The 19,431-nt window shown below is 70.2% G+C and carries 15 protein-coding genes, 1 tRNA gene and 2 pseudogenes; 4 read left to right on the top strand and 14 right to left on the bottom strand.

Translation table 11 applies throughout. From position 1 onward, the window contains the following. Positions 1-36 precede the first annotated feature (36 nt). The 7 genes from ACIPEK_RS01825 to ACIPEK_RS01795 all read right to left on the bottom strand — a co-directional run bounded on the left by ACIPEK_RS01825 (position 37) and on the right by ACIPEK_RS01795 (position 9,087). The gene (locus ACIPEK_RS01825) at positions 37-726 is read right to left on the bottom strand and encodes a hypothetical protein (RefSeq protein WP_401989637.1); all 690 of its coding nucleotides are present in this window, start codon (positions 724-726) and stop codon (positions 37-39) included. Continuing rightward, entirely contained in the window at positions 723-1,145 is a 423-nt protein-coding gene (locus tag ACIPEK_RS01820; RefSeq protein ID WP_266361441.1) for a thioesterase family protein, read from the bottom strand. The genes ACIPEK_RS01825 and ACIPEK_RS01820 overlap by 4 nt, the downstream gene beginning before the upstream one ends. A gap of 5 nt (positions 1,146-1,150) precedes the next feature. Next, on the bottom strand, positions 1,151-2,815 hold the full coding sequence (ettA, locus tag ACIPEK_RS01815) for an energy-dependent translational throttle protein EttA (protein ID WP_401989636.1): 1,665 nt from the start codon (positions 2,813-2,815) through the stop codon (positions 1,151-1,153). 218 nt (positions 2,816-3,033) lie between these two features. Then, a complete protein-coding gene (locus ACIPEK_RS01810) occupies positions 3,034-4,485 on the bottom strand; it encodes a Cys-Gln thioester bond-forming surface protein (protein ID WP_401989635.1) in 1,452 nt (483 codons plus the stop codon). 237 nt (positions 4,486-4,722) lie between these two features. Then, positions 4,723-5,373: a single-stranded DNA-binding protein gene (locus ACIPEK_RS01805; protein WP_401989634.1), complete on the bottom strand. Its 651-nt coding sequence runs from the start codon at positions 5,371-5,373 to the stop codon at positions 4,723-4,725. Between the two features lie 100 nt (positions 5,374-5,473). Continuing rightward, entirely contained in the window at positions 5,474-7,450 is a 1,977-nt protein-coding gene (locus ACIPEK_RS01800; RefSeq protein WP_401989633.1) for a GTPase, read from the bottom strand. After that, positions 7,447-9,087 (bottom strand): dynamin family protein, encoded by a 1,641-nt coding sequence (locus tag ACIPEK_RS01795; protein ID WP_401989797.1) that lies wholly within the window; start codon positions 9,085-9,087, stop codon positions 7,447-7,449. The genes ACIPEK_RS01800 and ACIPEK_RS01795 overlap by 4 nt, the downstream gene beginning before the upstream one ends. 328 nt (positions 9,088-9,415) lie before the next feature. On the opposite strand from ACIPEK_RS01795, the gene ACIPEK_RS01790 reads away from it, so the two are divergent. After that, positions 9,416-9,488, top strand: a tRNA-Arg gene (locus ACIPEK_RS01790). A gap of 298 nt (positions 9,489-9,786) precedes the next feature. Here the strand turns inward: ACIPEK_RS01790 and ACIPEK_RS01785 are convergent. Continuing rightward, the gene (locus tag ACIPEK_RS01785; RefSeq protein WP_401989795.1) at positions 9,787-10,719 is read right to left on the bottom strand and encodes an ion transporter; all 933 of its coding nucleotides are present in this window, start codon (positions 10,717-10,719) and stop codon (positions 9,787-9,789) included. A 169-nt stretch (positions 10,720-10,888) separates the two neighbouring features. Between ACIPEK_RS01785 and ACIPEK_RS01780 the strand changes: the two genes are divergently transcribed. After that, positions 10,889-11,113 carry a twin-arginine translocase TatA/TatE family subunit gene (locus tag ACIPEK_RS01780; protein WP_401989632.1) on the top strand — a complete coding sequence of 75 codons (225 nt, stop codon included), beginning with the start codon at positions 10,889-10,891 and terminating at the stop codon, positions 11,111-11,113. Positions 11,114-11,213: 100 nt separating this feature from the next. Here the strand turns inward: ACIPEK_RS01780 and ACIPEK_RS01775 are convergent. Together ACIPEK_RS01775 and tatA are read right to left on the bottom strand one after the other, a co-directional pair. Beyond that, positions 11,214-11,694: pseudogene (locus ACIPEK_RS01775) on the bottom strand (CNNM domain-containing protein); the annotation flags it as partial. After that, positions 11,691-11,972 carry a Sec-independent protein translocase subunit TatA gene (tatA, locus tag ACIPEK_RS01770; RefSeq protein WP_401989631.1) on the bottom strand — a complete coding sequence of 94 codons (282 nt, stop codon included), beginning with the start codon at positions 11,970-11,972 and terminating at the stop codon, positions 11,691-11,693. The pseudogene ACIPEK_RS01775 and the gene tatA, both read right to left, overlap by 4 nt. Before the next feature lie 147 nt (positions 11,973-12,119). Between tatA and ACIPEK_RS01765 the strand changes: the two genes are divergently transcribed. Further along, positions 12,120-13,646, top strand: a complete 1,527-nt coding sequence (locus tag ACIPEK_RS01765) for an LCP family protein (protein ID WP_401989630.1) — start codon at positions 12,120-12,122, stop codon at positions 13,644-13,646. Between the two features lie 112 nt (positions 13,647-13,758). Here ACIPEK_RS01765 and mgtA read toward each other — a convergent pair whose 3' ends face one another. From mgtA to ACIPEK_RS01750, 3 genes and pseudogenes are all read right to left on the bottom strand, one after another. Next, positions 13,759-16,356, bottom strand: a complete 2,598-nt coding sequence (gene mgtA, locus ACIPEK_RS01760; RefSeq protein ID WP_401989629.1) for a magnesium-translocating P-type ATPase — start codon at positions 16,354-16,356, stop codon at positions 13,759-13,761. Positions 16,357-16,387: 31 nt separating this feature from the next. Then, positions 16,388-16,750, bottom strand: coding sequence for an ArsR/SmtB family transcription factor (locus tag ACIPEK_RS01755; RefSeq protein ID WP_401989628.1), 363 nt, complete (start codon positions 16,748-16,750; stop codon positions 16,388-16,390). A gap of 744 nt (positions 16,751-17,494) precedes the next feature. Then, positions 17,495-18,055: pseudogene (locus tag ACIPEK_RS01750) on the bottom strand (TerD family protein); the annotation flags it as partial. Between the two features lie 251 nt (positions 18,056-18,306). Between ACIPEK_RS01750 and ACIPEK_RS01745 the strand changes: the two are divergent. Further along, positions 18,307-18,573, top strand: coding sequence for a GlsB/YeaQ/YmgE family stress response membrane protein (locus ACIPEK_RS01745; protein ID WP_383068949.1), 267 nt, complete (start codon positions 18,307-18,309; stop codon positions 18,571-18,573). 33 nt (positions 18,574-18,606) lie between these two features. Here ACIPEK_RS01745 and ACIPEK_RS01740 read toward each other — a convergent pair whose 3' ends face one another. Then, on the bottom strand, positions 18,607-19,191 hold the full coding sequence (locus ACIPEK_RS01740; protein ID WP_401989627.1) for a TerD family protein: 585 nt from the start codon (positions 19,189-19,191) through the stop codon (positions 18,607-18,609). Positions 19,192-19,431 lie beyond the last annotated feature (240 nt).

Here is a 19,431-nt window from a genome sequence, read left to right as displayed (position 1 = left end):
GGCCTGTCCGGACGGGTCCTGCCGTCGGGCCGTCGCTCAGCCCGTGCCCACCGTCACCGCGAGCGTGCCGAGCCCGCTGCCCGGTCCGCGCAGGGCGATCGAGCCGAACGGGGTGCGCAGCCGCAGCCAGGACCCGGCCGCGAGCAGGGCGATGGGGAAGTCCGGCGCCGGGCGGAGGAAGCCGAGGGACTGGGCGGCGTGCACGGCCCGCAGCGGAAGTTCGGTGCCGGCGACCGTGCGCGACCAGATCTCGCGGCCGATCAGGTCCCGCTCCGCCCGGGTGCGGCGGTCCTCCGGCAGGGCCTCGTCGCGGGAGCGGAACTCCGCCACCGCGGCGGTGACTGCCGTGCGCAGGGAGACCGGGTCGGGCAGGCCCGGCAGTTCGTGCCAGCCGCCGCGGGGCGGGAGGACACCCGTCCACGGTGGCCCGGTGACGGGTGCGGGCAGGGCGCCCGAACCGGCTGCCGTGCCCTCGGCGTCGAGGGATTCGAGGAGTTCGCCGGCGGACACCGTGACGTCGAAGTCGTGCGATCCGGCCAGCCGCGCCGCCCGGATCGCCAGGACCTCGAACGACGGCGGCCTGCCGAACACGGCCAGCGCACTGCCGCCGGCCTGCATCCGCACCGCGGCTGCCCGGTCGTAGTGGAGCAGCCGGCCGAGGAAGGCCGCGAGATCCGCGGCCTCCCTCGTGTCGGCGAACTCCAGCGACCGCACGGGCACCGTCATGCTGCGGCAGGCTCCTCGGCCAGGTACTGCTGGAGGAAGAGCTTCTCCTCGGCGGAGATCCGCCGGGGCCGCTCCTCGGCCAGGTTGTACGGCACGACGACGGTCGAGGCCCGTACGTAGACCTGGTCCGGGTCCTTGATCTCGTACGCGATCGTCAGCGACGCGGCGCCGATCTTCGTGACCCACGACTCGACGGTCACCGGCTCGTGCCGGTGGACCAGCGGACGCACGTAGTCGATCTCGTGCCGGGCCACGACGGACCCGCCCGAGAAGGACGGCGAGCCGTCCCCCGGCGCCAGCCGGAACATGAAGTCGATGCGCGCCTCCTCCAGGTAGCGGAGGAAGACCACGTTGTTCACGTGGCCGAAGGCATCCATGTCCGACCAGCGCAGCGGGCAGTTGTAGATGTGACGTGCCAAGACGATCAGCCTCGCGTGAGCTTCTTGTACGTGGCACGGTGCGGGCGGGCCGCGTCCGCGCCGAGGCGGTCGACCTTGTTCTTCTCGTACGACTCGAAGTTGCCCTCGAACCAGTACCACTTGGAGTCGCCCTCGTACGCCAGGATGTGCGTGGCGACGCGGTCCAGGAACCAGCGGTCGTGGGAGATGACCACAGCGGCGCCCGGGAACTCCAGCAGGGCGTTCTCCAGCGAGGACAGGGTCTCGACGTCGAGGTCGTTGGTGGGCTCGTCGAGGAGCAGCAGGTTGCCGCCCTCCTTGAGCGTCAGCGCCAGGTTCAGGCGGTTGCGCTCACCACCGGAGAGAACACCGGCCGGCTTCTGCTGGTCCGGGCCCTTGAAGCCGAACGCGGAGACATAGGCCCGCGAGGGCATCTCGACCTGGCCGACGTTGATGTAGTCCAGCTCGTCCGAGACGACGGCCCAGAGGGTCTTCTTCGGGTCGATGTTGGCGCGGGACTGGTCGACGTAGGAGATCTTGACCGTGTCACCGGTCTTGATGGAGCCGGTGTCCGGGGTCTCCAGGCCCTGGATCATCTTGAACAGCGTGGTCTTGCCCGCGCCGTTCGGACCGATGACGCCGACGATGCCGTTGCGCGGCAGCGTGAACGACAGGTCGTCGATGAGGACCTTGTCGCCGAAGGCCTTCGAGAGGTTCTCGACCTCGACGACGACGGAACCGAGCCGCGGGCCCGGCGGAATCTGGATCTCCTCGAAGTCCAGCTTCCGCATCTTGTCCGCCTCGGCCGCCATCTCCTCGTAACGGGCGAGACGCGCCTTGGACTTGGTCTGCCGGCCCTTGGCGTTGGAGCGGACCCACTCCAGCTCTTCCTTGAGCCGCTTGGCGCGCTTCTCGTCCTTGCGGCCCTCGACCTTGAGGCGGGCCTGCTTCTTCTCCAGGTACGTGGAGTAGTTGCCCTCGTAGGCGATGGCGCGGCCGCGGTCGAGTTCGAGGATCCACTCGGCGACGTTGTTCAGGAAGTACCGGTCGTGCGTGACGGCGATGACGCAGCCCGCGTACTTCGAGAGGTGCTGCTCCAGCCAGTTCACCGACTCGGCGTCGAGGTGGTTGGTGGGCTCGTCGAGGAGCAGCAGGTCGGGGGCCTCGATCAGCAGCTTGCAGAGCGCGACGCGGCGCTTCTCACCACCGGAGAGGTTGACGACCGGCCAGTCGCCGGGCGGGCAGCCCAGGGCGTCCATGGCCTGCTCCAGCTGGGCGTCCAGGTCCCAGGCATTGGCGTGGTCCAGGTCCTCCTGGAGCTTGCCCATCTCGTCCATGAGCGCGTCGGAGTAGTCGGTCGCCATGAGCTCGGCGACCTCGTTGAAGCGCTTGAGCTTGCCCATGATCTCGGCGGCGCCGTCCTGGACGTTCTCCAGGACCGTCTTCGCCTCGTCGAGGTGCGGCTCCTGCATGAGGATGCCGACGCTGAAACCGGGCGACAGGAACGCGTCACCGTTGGACGGCTGCTCCAGGCCCGCCATGATCTTCAGCACCGTGGACTTACCGGCGCCGTTGGGGCCCACCACACCGATCTTCGCCCCGGGCAGGAAGCTCAGCGTGACGTCGTCAAGGATCACCTTGTCGCCGTGCGCCTTGCGCGTCTTGCGCATCGTGTAGATGTACTCAGCCAAGAGAAACCGTCCGGCAATCGATGTGTGGGCAGATACACCCCATCTTGCCTGACGTCCATCCCGGGACGGAAACCAGTCCGCTCCCCGGTACACCCCGCCCCGCCTCCCGGCACGCACCGCCCCTGTCTTCCGGCATGCGACGGCCCCGGTACGCGGACGCGTACCGGGGCCACCATCAGGCAGGCGTGACAGATTGCCCGCCGTTCGTCACTCCGTGCTTACTGGGCGGAGGACTGCGTCGTGCGCTTGCGGAGGAAGAAGACCGCGCCGCCGCCGACGACGACGAGGGCGATCGCGACGCCCCCGATGATCGGAGTGGCGCTGGAGCCACCGGTCTCGGCGAGGTCACCCGAGCCACCGGTCGAGCCGCCACCGGTCGTGGCCGGGGCGGGCTTGTCACCGCCGGTCTGGGTGTCGGTGCCGGTGCCGCCGGTGCCGCTGCCGCTGGTCTTGCAGTCCAGGACGCCCTTGAACGTCTTGGTGAAGCCACCGGGGCCGGTCACCGTGATGTCGTACGCCTGGTCCTCGGCGACCGGGACGGTCACGGTCTCGGACTTGCCCGCCTCGACGGTGTGCTCCGCCCCGGCCAGCTCGAACGTGAACGCCTCATCGCCCGTGTTGCTCGCGGTGACGTCCACGCCGCCCTTGGCGCAGTTCTTCTTCGCCGAGACCGCCGGGATCGCCCCCTGCTTGGCCCAGGTCGCGGTGGCGGTCGCGGAGACCGTGGACTCGCTGGAGCCGGCCAGGATCATGGTCTGGCTCTTGGTCACCCCGGCGAAGGCCCGGCCGACCGGCACCGACGTGGTGGCCTGGACGGTCAGCGAGGCCGAAGCGTCGTCGGCGCCCGCCGGAACGTCGAAGTAGAGCTGGGCACCGTCGGCCGCGGTGGTCACAGGCTTGCCGGCCTTGTCGGTGACCTTTACACCGCTGGCGGCGTCGGCGGGCGGGGTCACGGAGACCTGGCCCGCGTTGGTGTGGACGGTGACGGGGCCGAGCCGCTCACCGGACTTGCCGGAGACCGCGGCCGGGTCCAGGGCGAGAGACGCCTTGGGCTCGGCCTGATCGGCGGCGTTCTTCTCCAGCCAGTCGGCGAGCTTCCCGGCCTGGCTGTCGGTTGCGTCGACATCGGCGTTGTCCGAGTAGCGCCAGATGGCGACCTGGGTGCCCGCCGCTGCGGTCTTCTCGGTGAGCGGCCCGGTGCCGGCCTGCTTGGCGAGCTCCGAGAGGTCGTCGACCTGCGGGTAGGAGTGCTCCAGGATCCAGCGGATCTTGCCCGCGTTCTTGTTGCTGCCGAGCGAGGTCTGGTTCCAGGGGGTCTCCAGGTACTTCGCCTGGTCCTGGGTGGGGTTGTGGATGTCGATGCAGTACGTCTTGAGCTTGCCGCCGCCGTCGACGGTCATCTCGAAGAGCCCGGCGGGCAGCGGCTCGTTCTTGCCGTTCGCGTGGAGCACGGCGCGGTCGTAGGTCTTCAACCCGTCCAGAACCGCTGCCGCGCCACCTTGATGCTGCGGCGCCTCGTCGGCGACCGCGCTGCCGGCACCGACGAGGGTGCCTGCCATGACCAGACCGGATGCCACCACCGTAGCGGCCAGCCGGGCTATGCCCCGCCGCCGTGGAGAACTGGTCGTCTCCGTGGAAGACGAAACGGTCGCTGAATGAGCAGAAAACACAGAATTCCCCTCCGGGCGAGACCCTCCGCGCCTGATGCGCGTGTGGGGATTGCCCCGCCAGTCGACTCAAGTGCCCCGTGAGTACGGGGGAATCCTAAGGAGGAAGAGATGAACATTCCCCCCTCATACCGTCGTACAACCATTCCGAATCGGAATCGTTATCGCCGGTATCGCGCGCGGCGCCTCGACGCCCCCCGATCCGACTTCCCGTCAGATCTGCCCCTCGCTCCCGTCCCGTCACGACACCGACGCAAGTTCCTGACCGCGTTTCTGACGTACCGTCGGCCGCCGCACCCGCTGTCGCCCGACCCGTTGTGACTGTTCGGACTGCTCACTCTGCTCGCCTCCCCCCTCCCGCTCGTCCCCCTCGGCCCGTGACGCTTCGCGCGAACCACCCGGCCGCGCCTCGCCCACCTCCCGTGCTTCCTGTGCCTCCCGCGCCGGGCCGCCCGACCAGTCCGGCTCGTCCGAACGCACCGGCCCGTCGCCCTGGTCCACACTCCCCCCACGCGTCACCAGCCCCGGATCGCCCCTCACCACCCGCCGGAACGCAGCCGTCCCCCGGGTCAGGTCGTGCCCCACCGCCACCGCTTCGATGTCCACGAACGTCCTGCGCCGGCCCTCCCGTTCCTCCTCGCGCACCTTCAACCTGCCGTGCACGACGAGTGGTTCTCCGACGGAGACGGAACCGGCCAGATTCGATGCCAGCGTCCGCCAGGCCCACACGGTGTAGAAGCTGGTGTGCCCGTCCGTCCAGAGCTGTTTCTCGCGGTCCCAGCGGCGCGGCGTCACCGCGAACCGGAATCGCGCCATTCCGCCGGTCGCGGTCTCCCGGAACTCCACGCCCGTCGCCGCGTTTCCCACCAGTGTCACCAAGGTGTCATTCATGACTCCGCCTCCCCTTCGGCCTTCGGCTCCAGCGACCGCACCCGCACGGCCACTGATCCCAGGTTGAAGGGAAGGCGGAAATCCTGCTGATGCCTGTGGACTACCGAACAGTTGTGGAAAACTCCGTCACCGTCACGTACCGCTCCCGCACCTCGCGGTACCGCACGAGTTCCGCCGCCACCGGATCGAGCACCCGTGCCCGCCCACAGGCCGCCGCCGCCTCGCGCAACTGCCGCTCGGCCTCCTGCCCGTGCCGTCGGGCGGGCCCCCGGGACGCGGCCGCACACGACCACTCCACGAGCGGACCGCCGGTGATCCCGGCCAGCATCACCAGGGCGGGCGTGAGGAGTCCCGGTTCGAGTACGCCGACGATCTGGCCCACCAGCCAGAGACCGCCGAAGATCTGCAGCAATGTCATCGATGCCTGTGCCAGCACGGCGGCGGGCCACCACCTGGGCCGCGGCGGCTTCCCGCCCACGCGACCGCTGTGCGCCACACCGGAGGCCCCGGCCACCCCGGTCGCCACAACCGTCGAACCGCCCGGACCGACCGAACCCTGCGCACCGCCTGCCGCACCACCCGAGAAGCAGCTCACCGCCCATCCCCGCCCGTCCGTGCTGCCGGCCCTTTCCGCCAGCTCGTCGAGCGCCTCCGGCAGCCCTTCCGCACCGTTCACCGCGGCCTCGCGGACCGCCTGTGCCCAGGGGCCGGGCAGCCCGTCGGCGGCCTCGTCCGCCACCGTCCGCACGGCCTGTTCGACGCGTTGCCGGGCGGTGAGCTGCTCCTCGGGGGGTGCGGGCTGCGCCGGGCACTCCAGGCTTCCCGGCCGCCGGGTGGACTCGTACCAGCGCCACAGCCGCAGCCACGGCGTGCCGCACGCCCGGCCGGCGTTCCTTCGCCACTCGCGCTCGACCGCCTGTCCCGCCGCGGCCGCTCCGACGGCCTCCGCGAGCCGGTCGGCGAACTCCTCGCGGGCCCCTTCGCCGAGACCGGGCCGCCCCTCGGCGACGTACACCGGACGGAGCCTGGCCGCGGCGGCATCCACATCCGCGGACAGCCGGCGCGCCGCTGCCGTGCGCTCCTGGACGAACCGGCCGAGCACCTCGCGCAGTTCGCCCACGCCTTCGCCGGTGAGTGCGGACAGGGACATGACGGTGGCGCCCGGTTCGCCGTGTTCGCCGAGCGCCATGCCGTCCTCGTCGAGCAGCCGGCGCAGATCGTCGAGAACCTGGTCGGCGGCGTCGCCGGGCAGCCGGTCGATCTGGTTGAGGACGACGAACGTGATCTCGGCGTGCCCGGCGAGCGGCCGCAGGTAGCGCTCGTGCAGGGCCGCGTCCGCGTACTTCTCCGGGTCGACGACCCAGATCACCGCATCGACCAGCGCAAGCACCCGGTCGACCTGATCACGGTGTCCGGTCGCCGCCGAGTCGTGGTCGGGCAGGTCGACGAGGACAAGCCCCTGGAGTGCCTCGTCGGCGTCCGTACCGCTCTGCTGCGGCCTGCGCCTGAGCCGTCCCGGAATGGCGAGCCGGTCCAGCAGCCCCGCGGCCCCGTCGGTCCAGGAGCAGGCGATGGGGGCGGAGGTGGTCGGCCTGCGCAGACCGGTGTCGGAGATCGGGGCACCCGCGAGGGAGTTGAAGAGGGTCGATTTGCCGCTGCCGGTCGCTCCGGCGATGGCGACGACGGTGTGCCTGGAGGAGAGCCGCTGGCGGGCCGCCGCTTCGTCGAGCACGCGTCCCGCCTCGGCGAGGGTGGCCCGGTCGAGCCTGGCCCTGGACAGCCCGACGAGTTCACGCAGCGCGTCGAGCCGCGGCCGGAGAGGACCGCTCGACGGTACGTACGCCTCGACCTGGGGCAGCCGTACCTCGTCGTTCGGGGCGTTCCCGGTCTCGGTGTCTGCCCCCTTGGCGGCTGCGCGCCGGGCGATGAGCCCGTCGTTCCAGTCCCCGCCCGCCTCCGGCACGGCTGTGCGCAGGTCGTCGGGTGTCCGGCGCCGGCTCCGGTGGTTCCGGTTCCGGTCCTCGTGAGAAGTGGGACTCTCGCCCCGGCCGGGCCCCTCGTCAATGACGGCAGTCATCGCTGCCACCTCTCCTTCTGCAGTACGGACAGCGCGGCAATCAGTTCGGCCTGCGGCTCCGGGGCCACATCGAGTGCGTCGAGCGGCGCGAGCCGCCGGTCGCGCTCGCTGTCCAGCACCCGGTCGAGGCAGTTGGTGAGCAGTGCGCCGCCCTTGTCGCGCAGCCGCAGCGCACCCTGGGCCCCGATCCGTTCGGCGAGTTGTTCCCCGGCACCGCGGGTACGGCGACCGCCGAGCAGTGCGGCGGCCAGGAGCGCCACCACTGTCTCGGCGTCGGGTGCGGCGTTGCGTTCGAGCCGGCGCACCTCTTCCTCGGCCAGTTCCTCCAGCACCCGCCACCACCGCCGTACGGCCATGGTGATCCGGCCCCGGATGTCCTCGGCGGGCCCCCATCCCCCGGCCTCCCGGCCGACATCCTCGAAGCCGAACACCCCGGCCGCGGGCTCGCGCTGCCAGGTCGTGCGGATCTGTTCGTCGGCTGCGGCCACCGCGCACTGCAGAAGTGCGGCAAGACTCTCCACCAGCGCTTCGAGGAGTTCCTCGGAGTTGCTGTACGTCGGATATCCACGCCACCGGGTCCGGGCGTCCCCGGCAAGCACGCCGCCGTTGCGCAGCCGCCGCCGGACCCGGATGCCTTCCGTGCGGTACGCGTCCTCGACCACACCGGTCAGCCGCACGGCCGCCGCGTACTGTGCCGCGACGGCCCCGGCCAGCGCGGGCATCCGTACGTCCAGCGAGTCGATGACCCCGGCCGTCGTGCGCCCGACCGCCTGCTGACGGGCCGCCGGGTCCTGGGCGCGGTGGCTGAGCCAGGCCCGCAACGGGGCGACCGCGGTGGTGGGCAGCAGGCCGCTGCCGCCGCCGGCCGATTCGGGCAGCTCGGGGATGGTGAAGCGCGGCACCTCACCGAGGCCCGCCTTGGTGAGCAGCGCCCCGTACTGCCGGGACACCTCGGCGATCACCTGGTGCGGTACCCGGTCGAGGACGGTGACGAGCGAGGCGTCGTACTCCTTGGCGGTACGCAGCAGGTGCCACGGCACGGCGTCCGCGTACCGGGAGGCCGTGGTCACCATCACCCACACATCCGCGGCGCAGATCAGCTCGGCGGCCAGGACCCGGTTCCGTACCACGAGCGAGTCGATATCGGGCGCGTCGAGCAGCGCGAGCCCGCGCGGCAGCCCGGTGGCGGTCTCGACGTGCAGCGCGGTCCCGTCCTCCTCGCTCCCGTCGAGGTCGTCGCACCTGCCAGGGTCCCCGTTCTCCTCCGGGGGCAGCCAGACCCTGGTGAGCTGCGGCAGCACGCGGACCCCCGCGAACCAGTGGTGATCATCCGGATGGCAGACGAGCACGGGCGTCCGCGTGGTCGGGCGCAGTACCCCGGCCTCGCTGACCAGCCGCCCCACCAGCGAATTGACGAGCGTCGATTTCCCCGCCCCGGTGGACCCGCCGATGACCGCGAGCAGGGGCGCTTCAGGATCTCTGAGCCGGGGAAGCAGATAGTCGTCGAGCTGGGCGAGCAGCTCGCTACGGGTCTGGCGGGCGCGCGCGGCCCCCGGCAGCGGAAGTGGAAGACGCACGGCAGCGACACGGTCGCGCAGGGCGGAAAGTGCGTCGATGAGCTGAGGCCGTACGTCCAAGGTCACCACATGCGAAGAATGCCCAATTTTGGCGCCTTTTTGAAGCGTATAGCCACCTCTGCGCGCCGGTTCTCCTGCTGGGACAGAGTCGGGACAGAGGGGACGAGTGGGGCACAGGCATAACGAGTGCACAACACCCGGGCCGCGAGGCGTCAAAAGCGATGCGGGAATCCCGCCCACCTGCGATTATCGGTTCGCTTCACCGAACCTCCACATCGTGCCACGCAGGTGAAGCAACCGGGTCGAGGCGATCGGAGCCCTATCCTTGTCCCGGCGGGTCATCGACCGGCCCGGCCCCAGGGCTCCAGGCCGCCCAGGCCAACACCCGGCCCCCGTAGCTCAGTGGATAGAGCAGGCGCCTTCTAAGCGCTTGGCCGCAGGTTCGAGTCCTGCCGGGGGCACTTTGCCCGCACCACCCCGAGGCCCTCTGACCAGGAGGGCCTTTTCGCGGGATCAGAGGCACGTTAGCGAGCGCAGCGTAGTGGCGGCGTAAGCCTTGGCGGAAGCGCTGGTGGGGCGGGCGACAGTCCGGCTGGAGGCGGTTTCACACGGCTTCCGGCGGCTGTTCTTCCCGAAAACTTCCCGAAGCTTTGGGTGTGGTCTCTCTACGGCGGGGCCGGATAAGGAAGCTGCTGGGTGCTCATGGCGGGGACGACATCGCCGCCCATGGACCGCAGGAGCGGCGGCCGCAGGGAGGGATCACGGGTGTTCGCCCGGGGCCGGGACCATGCGTCCGGCTTCCCGGGCCCGCGGCGTCGCAGCCTGGACAAGGTCACGTTCGAGTTCGTCCAGAGCGCGGCGGGCCGCCGTGATGCGTTCGAGCAGCGGCTGCGCGTCCTCGGGCGCCGACCGAGCGGGTGATCCCGGCAGCTGTGGCTCCTGCTCCAGCTCGCGGGCCTCGTCGAGAGAGGTGATGACGACGCCGATGAGGACGTTGACGAGGACGAAGGAGGCGAGCAGGACGTAGGAGGCGTAGTAGAGCAGGCTCCAGCGGGAGATCTCCAGGCCGGCCTGAACCGCGTCGCCGATGCCGTCCAGGGTCATCAGGAGGAAAAGGGTGAGCACGGCGCGGCCGATGGAGCCGTAATGCTCGGGGTCATGGCGGGAGAAGAAGACCCAGCCCACCATGGCGTAGACGTACAACAGCAGGGCGCCGACGAGCAGGAAGCTCAGGGCGCCGGGCAGGCTGCGGGCGATCGCGACCAGCACGACGCGCAGCTGCGGCAGGAAGCGGGCGGTGCGCAGGACGCGGGCCAGCCGCAGCAGCCTCAGTACGGTGGTGTTCTCCCGCACGACGGGCAGGAAGGCACACAGGACCACGGCGAGGTCGAAGAGGTTCCACGGGTCGCGGAAGAAGTCGCGGGGGCGGTCGGCGTGTGCGGCCAGGCGCAGGATTATCTCGACGGTGAAAGCGGCAAGGCAGGTGTGCTCGGCGAGCCGCAGCCAGCGCTGTCCGTCGGCGACCAGACCGGAGTATGTCTCCAGGCCCAGCAACGCCGCGTTGGCCACAATGACGCCGAAGACCGTGAGGGCGAACCATCGGGCCTCGGTGATGGTGCGGCAGAGGCCGGCCAGTTCCTGCCGGGCCGGCCGGACGGCGGCCCCTGCCCCGTGGCCGTGATGGTCCGACATCATGCTGTCTCCGCTCCTTCGCGTCGTGCGCCCCTTTTGGCCAACCGGGCTGGAAGGCGGGCTTGTTGAGCGATTACGCTCCAGGAGAGACTTCTACAGCACTGTAGATTGTGGCGGGTGTCCGGTACGCCGTATCGGCCCACGACCGCCCCGGGAGAGAGCAGACCTGATGTTCGGCTTGAGCGAGCTGGCCGTGATCCTCGTCGTCGTCATCGTGATCCTGGGGATCAAGAAGCTGCCCGAGCTGACGCGTTCGGCGGGCAAGGCGGCCCGGATCTTCAAGAGCGAGGCCAAGGCTCTCAAGGAGCAGGACTCCGGGACGCCGACGACTTCGGAAGGCAGTGTGGTGTCCGGCAGCGTCGTCGACGGCGCCCAGCGCTCTCCGCGTGCCTGAAGCCGGCCCCGCTCCGGGGCAGTGGGAGCGCAACGCGCCATCTGCTCCATGACGCCGCCGAGTTGATGCTCGTCCGGCATGGGGTTTTGGCGCCGATCGCCTCGCTGATCAGCCCGAGCCGTTCGGACTCCTCGACCAGCTGGGTGACTGTTCGCGATTGTGGACCGAGGCGGGCTCGTCGCGCGGGATGACCCTGCACAGCCGGACCAGGCTGTTGCTCATCCTGTTCGGCAGCCGGATGAGCGGGCGTACGGCCTTCGCCGGCGCCCGGAAGGGTGGGGAGAGCAGCACTGCCGAGCGCTCGGGGTGGGCGATGGCCCACGACTTGGGGGCCATCGCCCACCACTACCGATGCCGGACAGCGCGGGATTGAGCAGCGCGGACACGGGCGGCTCGGCGATGAAGCCGGCCACGAGACCGGTCACCGTGATACCGAGCTGGGCGCCGGACAGCATGAAGGACGGCCGTTCCAGCACCTGCAGGGCGCGCGCTACCCGCCGGTCCCCTGCCTCGGCCTCGCGCGCAAGGGCGAGACGGTCGGCGGAGCCCAGTCCCTGATGGGCGCGTCGCGCGCGGCTCAGCGGGTGGCGTCGCTCTCCGTGGCGGGACGGCCCGAGGCGGCGTCTCCCGGTGCCGCCCGGATGATGCGCGGCGCTTCCTGCGCCGAGGTGTCACCGGCAGGGGCGGCAGAGGTCTCCGCGGCGCCGTCCTGCTTCATGGCTTTGGCCTCGCTCTTGAGGATGCGCATCGACTTGCCCAGGGATCTGGCGGTCTCCGGCAGTTTCTTCGAGCCGAACAGCACGATCACCACGATCGCGACGATCAGCAAGTGCCAGGGTTCCAGTCCGTTGCGGAGCATCCCGCCCACCCCATTCCCTTCACCGGACAGAGGTGGGTGCCGAGCGCGCCGCACCATCCGCAATGCTTGCTACATTGCGCAACTGTACAACCTTTCGGTGGGGTCAGTCGTCCCCTCCGTATGAGGCAGACGGATGAGGGCGCACACATGACAACCAGCCACCCGGCGGCTCCGCCGCGCCGCAGGCACACGGCACCTCCACCGCGGAACGGCGGACACCACAGCGGCAGCACCAGGCGGCGCCGTAAACGCAGTCCCCTGCGGATCACCCTCCTCATAGCGGTGTCCATACTCGTGCTCGGCACAGCCGGGCTCGGCTGGGTCTTCCTGAACCTGAACGGCAACATCGCCACCTTCAGCGCGGACGGCATCTCCGGCGACCGCCCCAAAGCCGCGAAGGGCGAGAACGTCCTCGTCATCGGGTCGGACGCGCGCACCGGCGGCAACAGCGCGCTGGGCGGCGGCGACAAGAGCGACATCGGCCGCTCCGACACCGCCTTCCTGCTGCACGTCTACGCCGACCGCCGGCACGCCGTCGCCGTATCCATCCCGCGCGACACTCTGGTCACCATCCCGCCCTGCAAGCTGCCGGACGGCTCGTGGACCAAGACGCGGACCGACGCCATGTTCAACGAGGCCTACGCGGTGGGGCAGACAGCCAACGGCAGTCCCGCATGCACCCAGAACACCGTCGAGGAACTCACCGGGCTGCGCGTGGACCACACGGTGGTCGTCGATTTCAAGGGCTTCGCCGAGCTGACGGACGTGGTCGGCGGTGTGAAGGTGTGCCTGCCGCAGGACATCTACCAGAAGGACCTCAACCCCAACCGCACCACCCAGGGCAGACTCCTCTTCAGCAAGGGCGAGCAGACCGTCTCCGGCCAGAAGGCGCTGGACTACGTACGCATCCGGCACGGCATCGGCGACGGCTCCGACATAGGCCGCATCAAGCGCCAACAGGCGTTCGTGGCCAGCTTGATCACGAGGGTGAAGAGCGACGGCATCACCCCCACCAAGCTGCTGCCGCTCGCCGACGCCGCCACCAAGTCGATGACCGTCGACCCCGGTCTCGGCTCGGCCGACAAACTGATCTCCTTCGCGATGTCCCTGCAGAACATCGACCTGCACAACACCAAGTTCGTCACCATCCCCTGGCGGTACAAGGGTGCACGCGTCGCGATCGTCCAGCCGGACACCGACGAACTCTGGGCCGCATTGAAGGCCGACCGGACCGTCGACGGCAAGGACGCCAGCGGCAAGAAGAGCGAGGCGGCGGCCTCCGCCTCGCCGAGCACCGACGAGAACCTGTCCGGAGAAGGCGTCGACGTCGTGGTCTACAACGGCACCACCACCAGCGGCCTTGCCGCACGTGCCGCAGCCACCCTTACCGACCACCACTTCACCGTCACCGGTACGGCGAACGCGAGCACCCAGGACCACGCCATCACAGTGATCGAGTACGGACCGGGGCAGAAGAGCCAGGCCCAGAGCGTCGCCAGGCTCTTCCCGAGCGCCCGGTTGCAGTCGACAACCAGCACAGGCATCAGTGTGACCCTGGGCCGGTCCTACGCGACCGAGGACGCCTCGGCCGAGGCTGCCGCGGTACCCACCACCGTGGCCGACGACGCCCGCTCAGCCGATGACGACCTGTGCTCCAACCTGTCGTACGGGTAGGGCCACCCGGCAGACGCATGTGCACACCATCCAGGAAAGCGGCGTCTTGTCTTCGGCGTGCTCGTCTTCGGGGCAGCGCGTTCATACGATGGCACCTCGCCGACAAAGCTGCTCACTGTCGTTCGTAGCGTGCCCTGGCCACCCTCAGCGCGGCTGCGTAGAGCGCGAGGACGAGGCCGAGCAACGGGTAGTAGAGACCCGGCAGCGGTGCCATGCCGAGCAGCGGAGCGAGCGGGGACAGGGGCAGCAGAAGTCCGGCAGCGGCGAGCCCGGCCGCGGCCCGGCCGACCGGTCCTGACGTCCGGACTTCGGCACCGCGCCGGCCGAGGCGCAGGAGCAGCATCACCAGAGCCTGGGTGAGCAGGTTCTCGGTGAACCAGCCGGAGTGGAACACCGCCTCGTCGTCTCCCGTCCCCGGCCCGTGCAGGGCCAGCGCGAGCACACCGAAAGTGGCCAGGTCGGCGGTGGCGTTGAGGACGCCGAAGCCGGTGATGAAACGCAGGAGGTCCCGCGGGCGCAGAACCGTGGGCCGCCGCAGCGCATTGCGTGCGGGACGGTCGTAGGCGTAGGCGAGCTGGGCGGCGTCGAAGCACAGGTTCTGCACCAGGACCTGTGTGGGGAGCATCGGCAGGAAGGGCAGGAGGAGTCCCGCGCCAAGCATCGCGATGACGTTGCCGAGGTTGGAGGAGAGCGTGGTACGCAGATACGTGGCGATGTTGCCGCTGGAGTACCGGCCTGCGGTGATGGCGTGGTCGATCGCGGTGAGGTCCTTGTCGGCCAGCACCACGTCCGCGCTTTCCCGGGTCACGTTCACGGCGTCGCGCGGACAGATGCCTACGTCGGCGGCGTGCAGTGCGGGCAGGTCGTTGACGCCGTCGCCGAGGAATCCAGTGGTGTGTCCGCCGGCGCGCAGGGCGGTGGTGATCCGGGCCTTGTGCTGCGGTGTGCAGCGGGCGAAGACGGTGGTACGGCGGGCGAGTTCGGTGAGTTCGGTATCGGTGAGAGTATCGATGTCGTCGGCGATCCGTACGTCTCCGGGGGCGAGGCCCAGGTCGCGGCAGACACGGGCCGCCGTACCGGGGTGGTCACCGGTGAGGACCTTGACGGTGACGCCTCGGTCGGCGAATGCCTTGAGGGCGTCGGCCGCGGTCGGTACGAGCGCGTCCCGCAGGGTGACGAAACCCCGGAAGGTCAGGCCGCGTTCGTCGGCCGGGGTGTAGTCGCGGGTGCGGGCGTGGCGTTCGGCGGTGGCGACCCCCAGCACTCGCAGTCCGCTGTCCGCCTGTTCGGCCGCGAGCGCGAGCAGGCGCTCGCGCTCGCGGTCCTCCAGCACGCAGCGTTCCAGTACGGATTCGACCGCGCCCTTGACCACCAGGATGTGGGTGCCGAGGCGCCCGGGGGTGCGTACGACGGCGGTGGCCAGGCGGCGTACCGGGTCGAAGGGGATGGCCGCTGTGCCGTCGTAACGCTCCGCCGCGTCCACGCCGGCCGCCTCCAGGATCGCCTCGTCGAAGGCGTCCGGCGTGGGCAGGTCGGCGAGCTGAAGGGTCCACCAGGCGTTCACGGAGGCCCAGTGCAGTGCCTCGGGCGTGTCCTTGCCCTTGGCGTCGAGTGCGCGGTCCACGACCGGGCGGTCCAGGGTGAGCGTGCCGGTCTTGTCCAGGCACAGCATGTCGACGGCACCGAGGTCGTGCAGCGCGGGCAGCCGCTTCACGATCACCCCGTGCGAGCGGGCGAGGAGTGACGCGCCGCGGGCCAGGCAGGTGGTGACGATGACCGGCAGCATCTCCGGGGTCAGGCCGACCGCCACCGCGACGGCGAACGGCAGGGTCTCCAGGCCCCGGTCGCGCAGCGCCGCGTTGGCCATCAGCACCAGCGGCGGCGTGAGCAGCATGAACCGGATGAGGATCCAGGAGATGCCGTGCACGGACTGGTCGAAGGCGTTCGCCTCGCGGTGCCCGCGCTCCTCGTACCTGTCGGCCAGACGCGTGCGCGGCCCGGTCGCCGACACCACCGCGGTGCCACTGCCTGCGGCGACGCTGCTGCCCTGGAAGCACAGCTGCGGCTGATCGAAGATCCCGCCCGCGACCGGGGGCGGCGCGTCGACGGGGTACTTGGCGACCGGCGCCGACTCCCCGGTCAGCGCCGCCTGGTAGAGGCTCAGCCCGCAGGCCCGCAGGAGCCGTACGTCGGCCGGGACCAGGTCGCCCGGGCCGAGGCGGATCACGTCTCCCGGCACCAGTTGGTCGACCGGGATCTCCCGGGCCACGGACGGCGCGTCCTCGTCGGCGCGCCGCAGCACGGTCGCCGTGGTCGCGACCAACGCGCGCAGCGTCGTCATCGCCCCCTCCGCCCGGTGCTCGCCGGACGAGCGCAGCACGCAACTGACCACGACCAGCACCATGATCACGCCCGCGGTGCCCCAGGAGGCCACGAGCGCCGAGACCAGGGCGAGGCACAGCAGCACGGCGGTGAACGGATCCCGCAGACTGCGCAGAAAACGCCCGAGCCAGGGATCCGGCCGCCGGGTGGGCAGAGTGTTCTCGCCGAACCGGGTCAGACGCTCCTCGGCCTGGACCTCCATCAGCCCGCGCGGCCCGCTGTCCAGCCGCCGCAGCACCTCAAGCGTGGTCGGCGCCGTCCGTTCGTGCATGACTTCGCCGCCGACGGGGCCGTTACCCGCCGCCGACGCGACTGCGGGCCCGGACATCTCCGAGCCCGTTCCCGCGGCCGCGGAGGTCTCAGGCACCGGTCTCGCGCAGTCGGCCCGTCGGCGCCGATGCTCCCTCGGCACGTGCGGCCAGCTGGCCGACCATCAGCCGGACCACGGTCACGATGTCGGGGTCGTCGACGTAGTAGACCTGGCGTCGGCCATCGCGGCGGGAGCGCACGAGACCGGCGAGTCTCAGTTTTGTCAGGTGCTGGCTGACCGCGGGCAGGGCCCCACCCACCCGTTCCGCGAGGTGTGTGACATCGCTCTCCCCCTGCGCCAGGGCCCACATGATGTGCAGCCGCGCCGACGACGCCAGCAGCCCGAACGCAGCGGCTGCCTCGGCCAGCACCCCGGCGGGCGGATCCTCGGAGCCACCAACGTCTGCCGCCACAGCCCTCTCCCGTCCCGTCGTGATCACCGTCCTGTGCCTCGGCCCAGTCTAGGTGTCCGCCACCCGGCGTCCGTGCCCGTCCGGATCACCGCCGGTGCTCGCGCATCCGCCCGGCCGTCCGACGAGGACGTCCGGGCGGGCGGCAGGATGAGCCGGTCAGTCCTCCTCGTAGTAGTTGTTCACGACCACTTCCGGCTCGTCGTCACTGAACGCCTCGTTGAGCAGCGCACCACCGACCAGACCGGCCGCACCGGCGCCGATGAGCGCACCCGTACCGAATCTGCGGCCGCCCTGCTGGTCCTGGTGGTCTGCGTGCTGGGGCGGATAGCCCTGCTGCGGGTACCCCTGCGGCTGCTGCGGGTAGCCCTGCGGCTGCTGCGGGTAGCCCTGCGGCTGCTGCGGGTAGCCGGGCTGCGGATATCCCGGCTGGGGCGGGGTGTAGTAAGGCGGAGGGGTGGTTTGCACCCGCTGGGCGCAGCCGCCGCACGTCTGGATCTGCCGGGGCACACCCCACTGAGGAGACCATGTCACGGGCGTCATGCCGGGACCGTGGCTGGGGTCGAAGAAGCAGGTCATGGGAGAACTCCCTGTCGGTTGTGGTGGTTGGGCGGCCATCGGCGGCTGTGGCACGACGACGGTCGGTGTCGGTACCGCAGGCGCGGTCGGCGCATACGTACTGGTGCCTCTGTCGTCCGCGGCGTCCGGCGCCGAAGTGGTGGACTTCGGACCCGGCGTCTCACGCAGGACGTCGACGCCGTAGTCGGTGGCGATGCCCGCGAGCCCGGAGGCATAGCCCTGCCCCACGGCGCGGAACTTCCACTCCGCACCGTGCCGGTACAGCTCGCCGAAAACCATCGCGGTCTCCGTCGACAGGCTCCCGGCCACCAGGTCGTAGCGCGCGAGCTCGGCGCCACCCTCCTGGTCGGCCACGCGAATATGGGCGCCGCGCACCTGCCCGAAGTTCTGGCCGCGGGGCACACCCTCGTAGATGGACACCGGAAAGACGATCTTCGCGACGTCTGCCGGAACCTTGACGAGGTCGACATGGACCTGTTCGTCGTCCCCTCCAGCGCCCGCGTCTCCGCTTCCGGAATGGCGGACCGAGCCGTCCGGGCTGCTCAGGTTGTTGAAGAAGACGAAGTGCTGGTCGGACAGGACCTTCCCGGCCCGGTCGCACAGCAGCGCACTGGCGTCCAGATCGCAGCCGGCTCCCACCTGCCATCCCAGCCCCACCGTCACGGCAGTCAGGCCGAGGGCCTGACTGCTCAATGAGACGTTTCCGCCCTTGGTCAGGGGCACACCCATGAACTTCCTCCGCAGTTGCTCCGGCGTTCCGCGCTCGTCCTGCTCAACGCGGTCCGGATCCCTTCAGTTCCATAGTTGCGCAATACTTAAAGTGAGTGTCTCCTGTACGGATCTCGCACCCGGGGAACGCGCAACCGCGAGTGCCCCGCCCCGCGTCCTCGGAGTAGCTGTAGTTTGCGCAACCGAGCAACATAAAACGGCCGGTCGAGCGGGAGACGTTTCCGGACGCGGCCCGGCAAGGAGACGACGACATGGGCATTGTCAGCTGGATCATCCTCGGGCTTCTCGCGGGTGCGATCGCCAAGATCCTGCTTCCCGGCCGCGATCCGGGCGGCTTCATCGGTACGACGCTCATCGGTATCGCGGGCGCCTTCGTGGGCGGCTGGATCTCCGCCCGGTTCCTGGACCGCCCGGTGGAGAAGCAGTTCTTCGACCTGACCACCTGGGGTGCGGCGATCGGCGGCTCCCTTGTCCTGCTCATCGGATACCGCCTCCTGTTCGGCAACTCCCGGGACTGAGCGGCTACGGCTGCCCAGCCCCCGCCGGCCTGGCTACAGGTGTGCGCTGATGGCGGGCAGCAGGTCTTCGAACGTCCGGCCGGCGGCGGGCTCGCCGATTGCCCGCAGCTGCCAGGAGCCGCCGTTCCGGTGGAACTTGGCCATGATCTGCGCCGTGTGGGCACCACCGCCGCTGAGGGTGTAGCGGGCCAGTTCGGTGCCGTTGGCGTCGTCGACCAGTCGGCAGAAGGCGTTCTCGACCTCCGCGAACGTCTGGCCGGTGAAGGAATTGACCGTGAAGACGATCTGGTCGATGTGGGCGGGCACGCGGGCGAGGTCGACGAGGATGGTCTCGTCGTCTCCGCCGGCACCCGCACCGCCGGTGAGGTTGTCACCGGCATGCCGCACGGATCCGTCGTTGCTGGTCAGGTGCTGGAAGAAGACGACGTCGGCGAGCTGACGGTCGGCGAAGAGCAGGGCCGAGGCATCCAGGTCGATGTCCCGGGGGCCGGTGAGCTTGGCCAGGAACCCCTTGCGGGGAGCGGCCTGCCAGCCGAGTCCCATGCGTACGGAAATCAGGGCACTGCCGTCGGACTTGCTCAGGCTGATCTGCTGGCCCTTGCTCAGGTTGACTGACATGCGTCATCTCGCTTTCTGTTGCGGGGTTGTTCAGGGTGTGGTCTACGGGGCGGGGGCTCAGGCGGGCGGCTGCGTGGGCAGGGCAGCACGCCTCTGTCCAGAAGAGCCTGCAGCCATCACTCCCGGGCTCGGTCCACGAGCTCGCCGCTCACACGGCTCCGGCGTCGAAATCGGGACCGCCGTGCTGTCGGACCGCCGTATGCGGCAGGGCGCTGAGCCCGATGGCCGCGGTCACCACCG

This window comes from Streptomyces sp. NPDC088246, assembly GCF_044741025.1.
GTDB lineage: Bacteria > Actinomycetota > Actinomycetes > Streptomycetales > Streptomycetaceae > Streptomyces.
The sequence above is the reverse complement of the archived record's forward strand: the minus strand, read 5'-3'. Positions and strand labels throughout refer to the sequence as shown.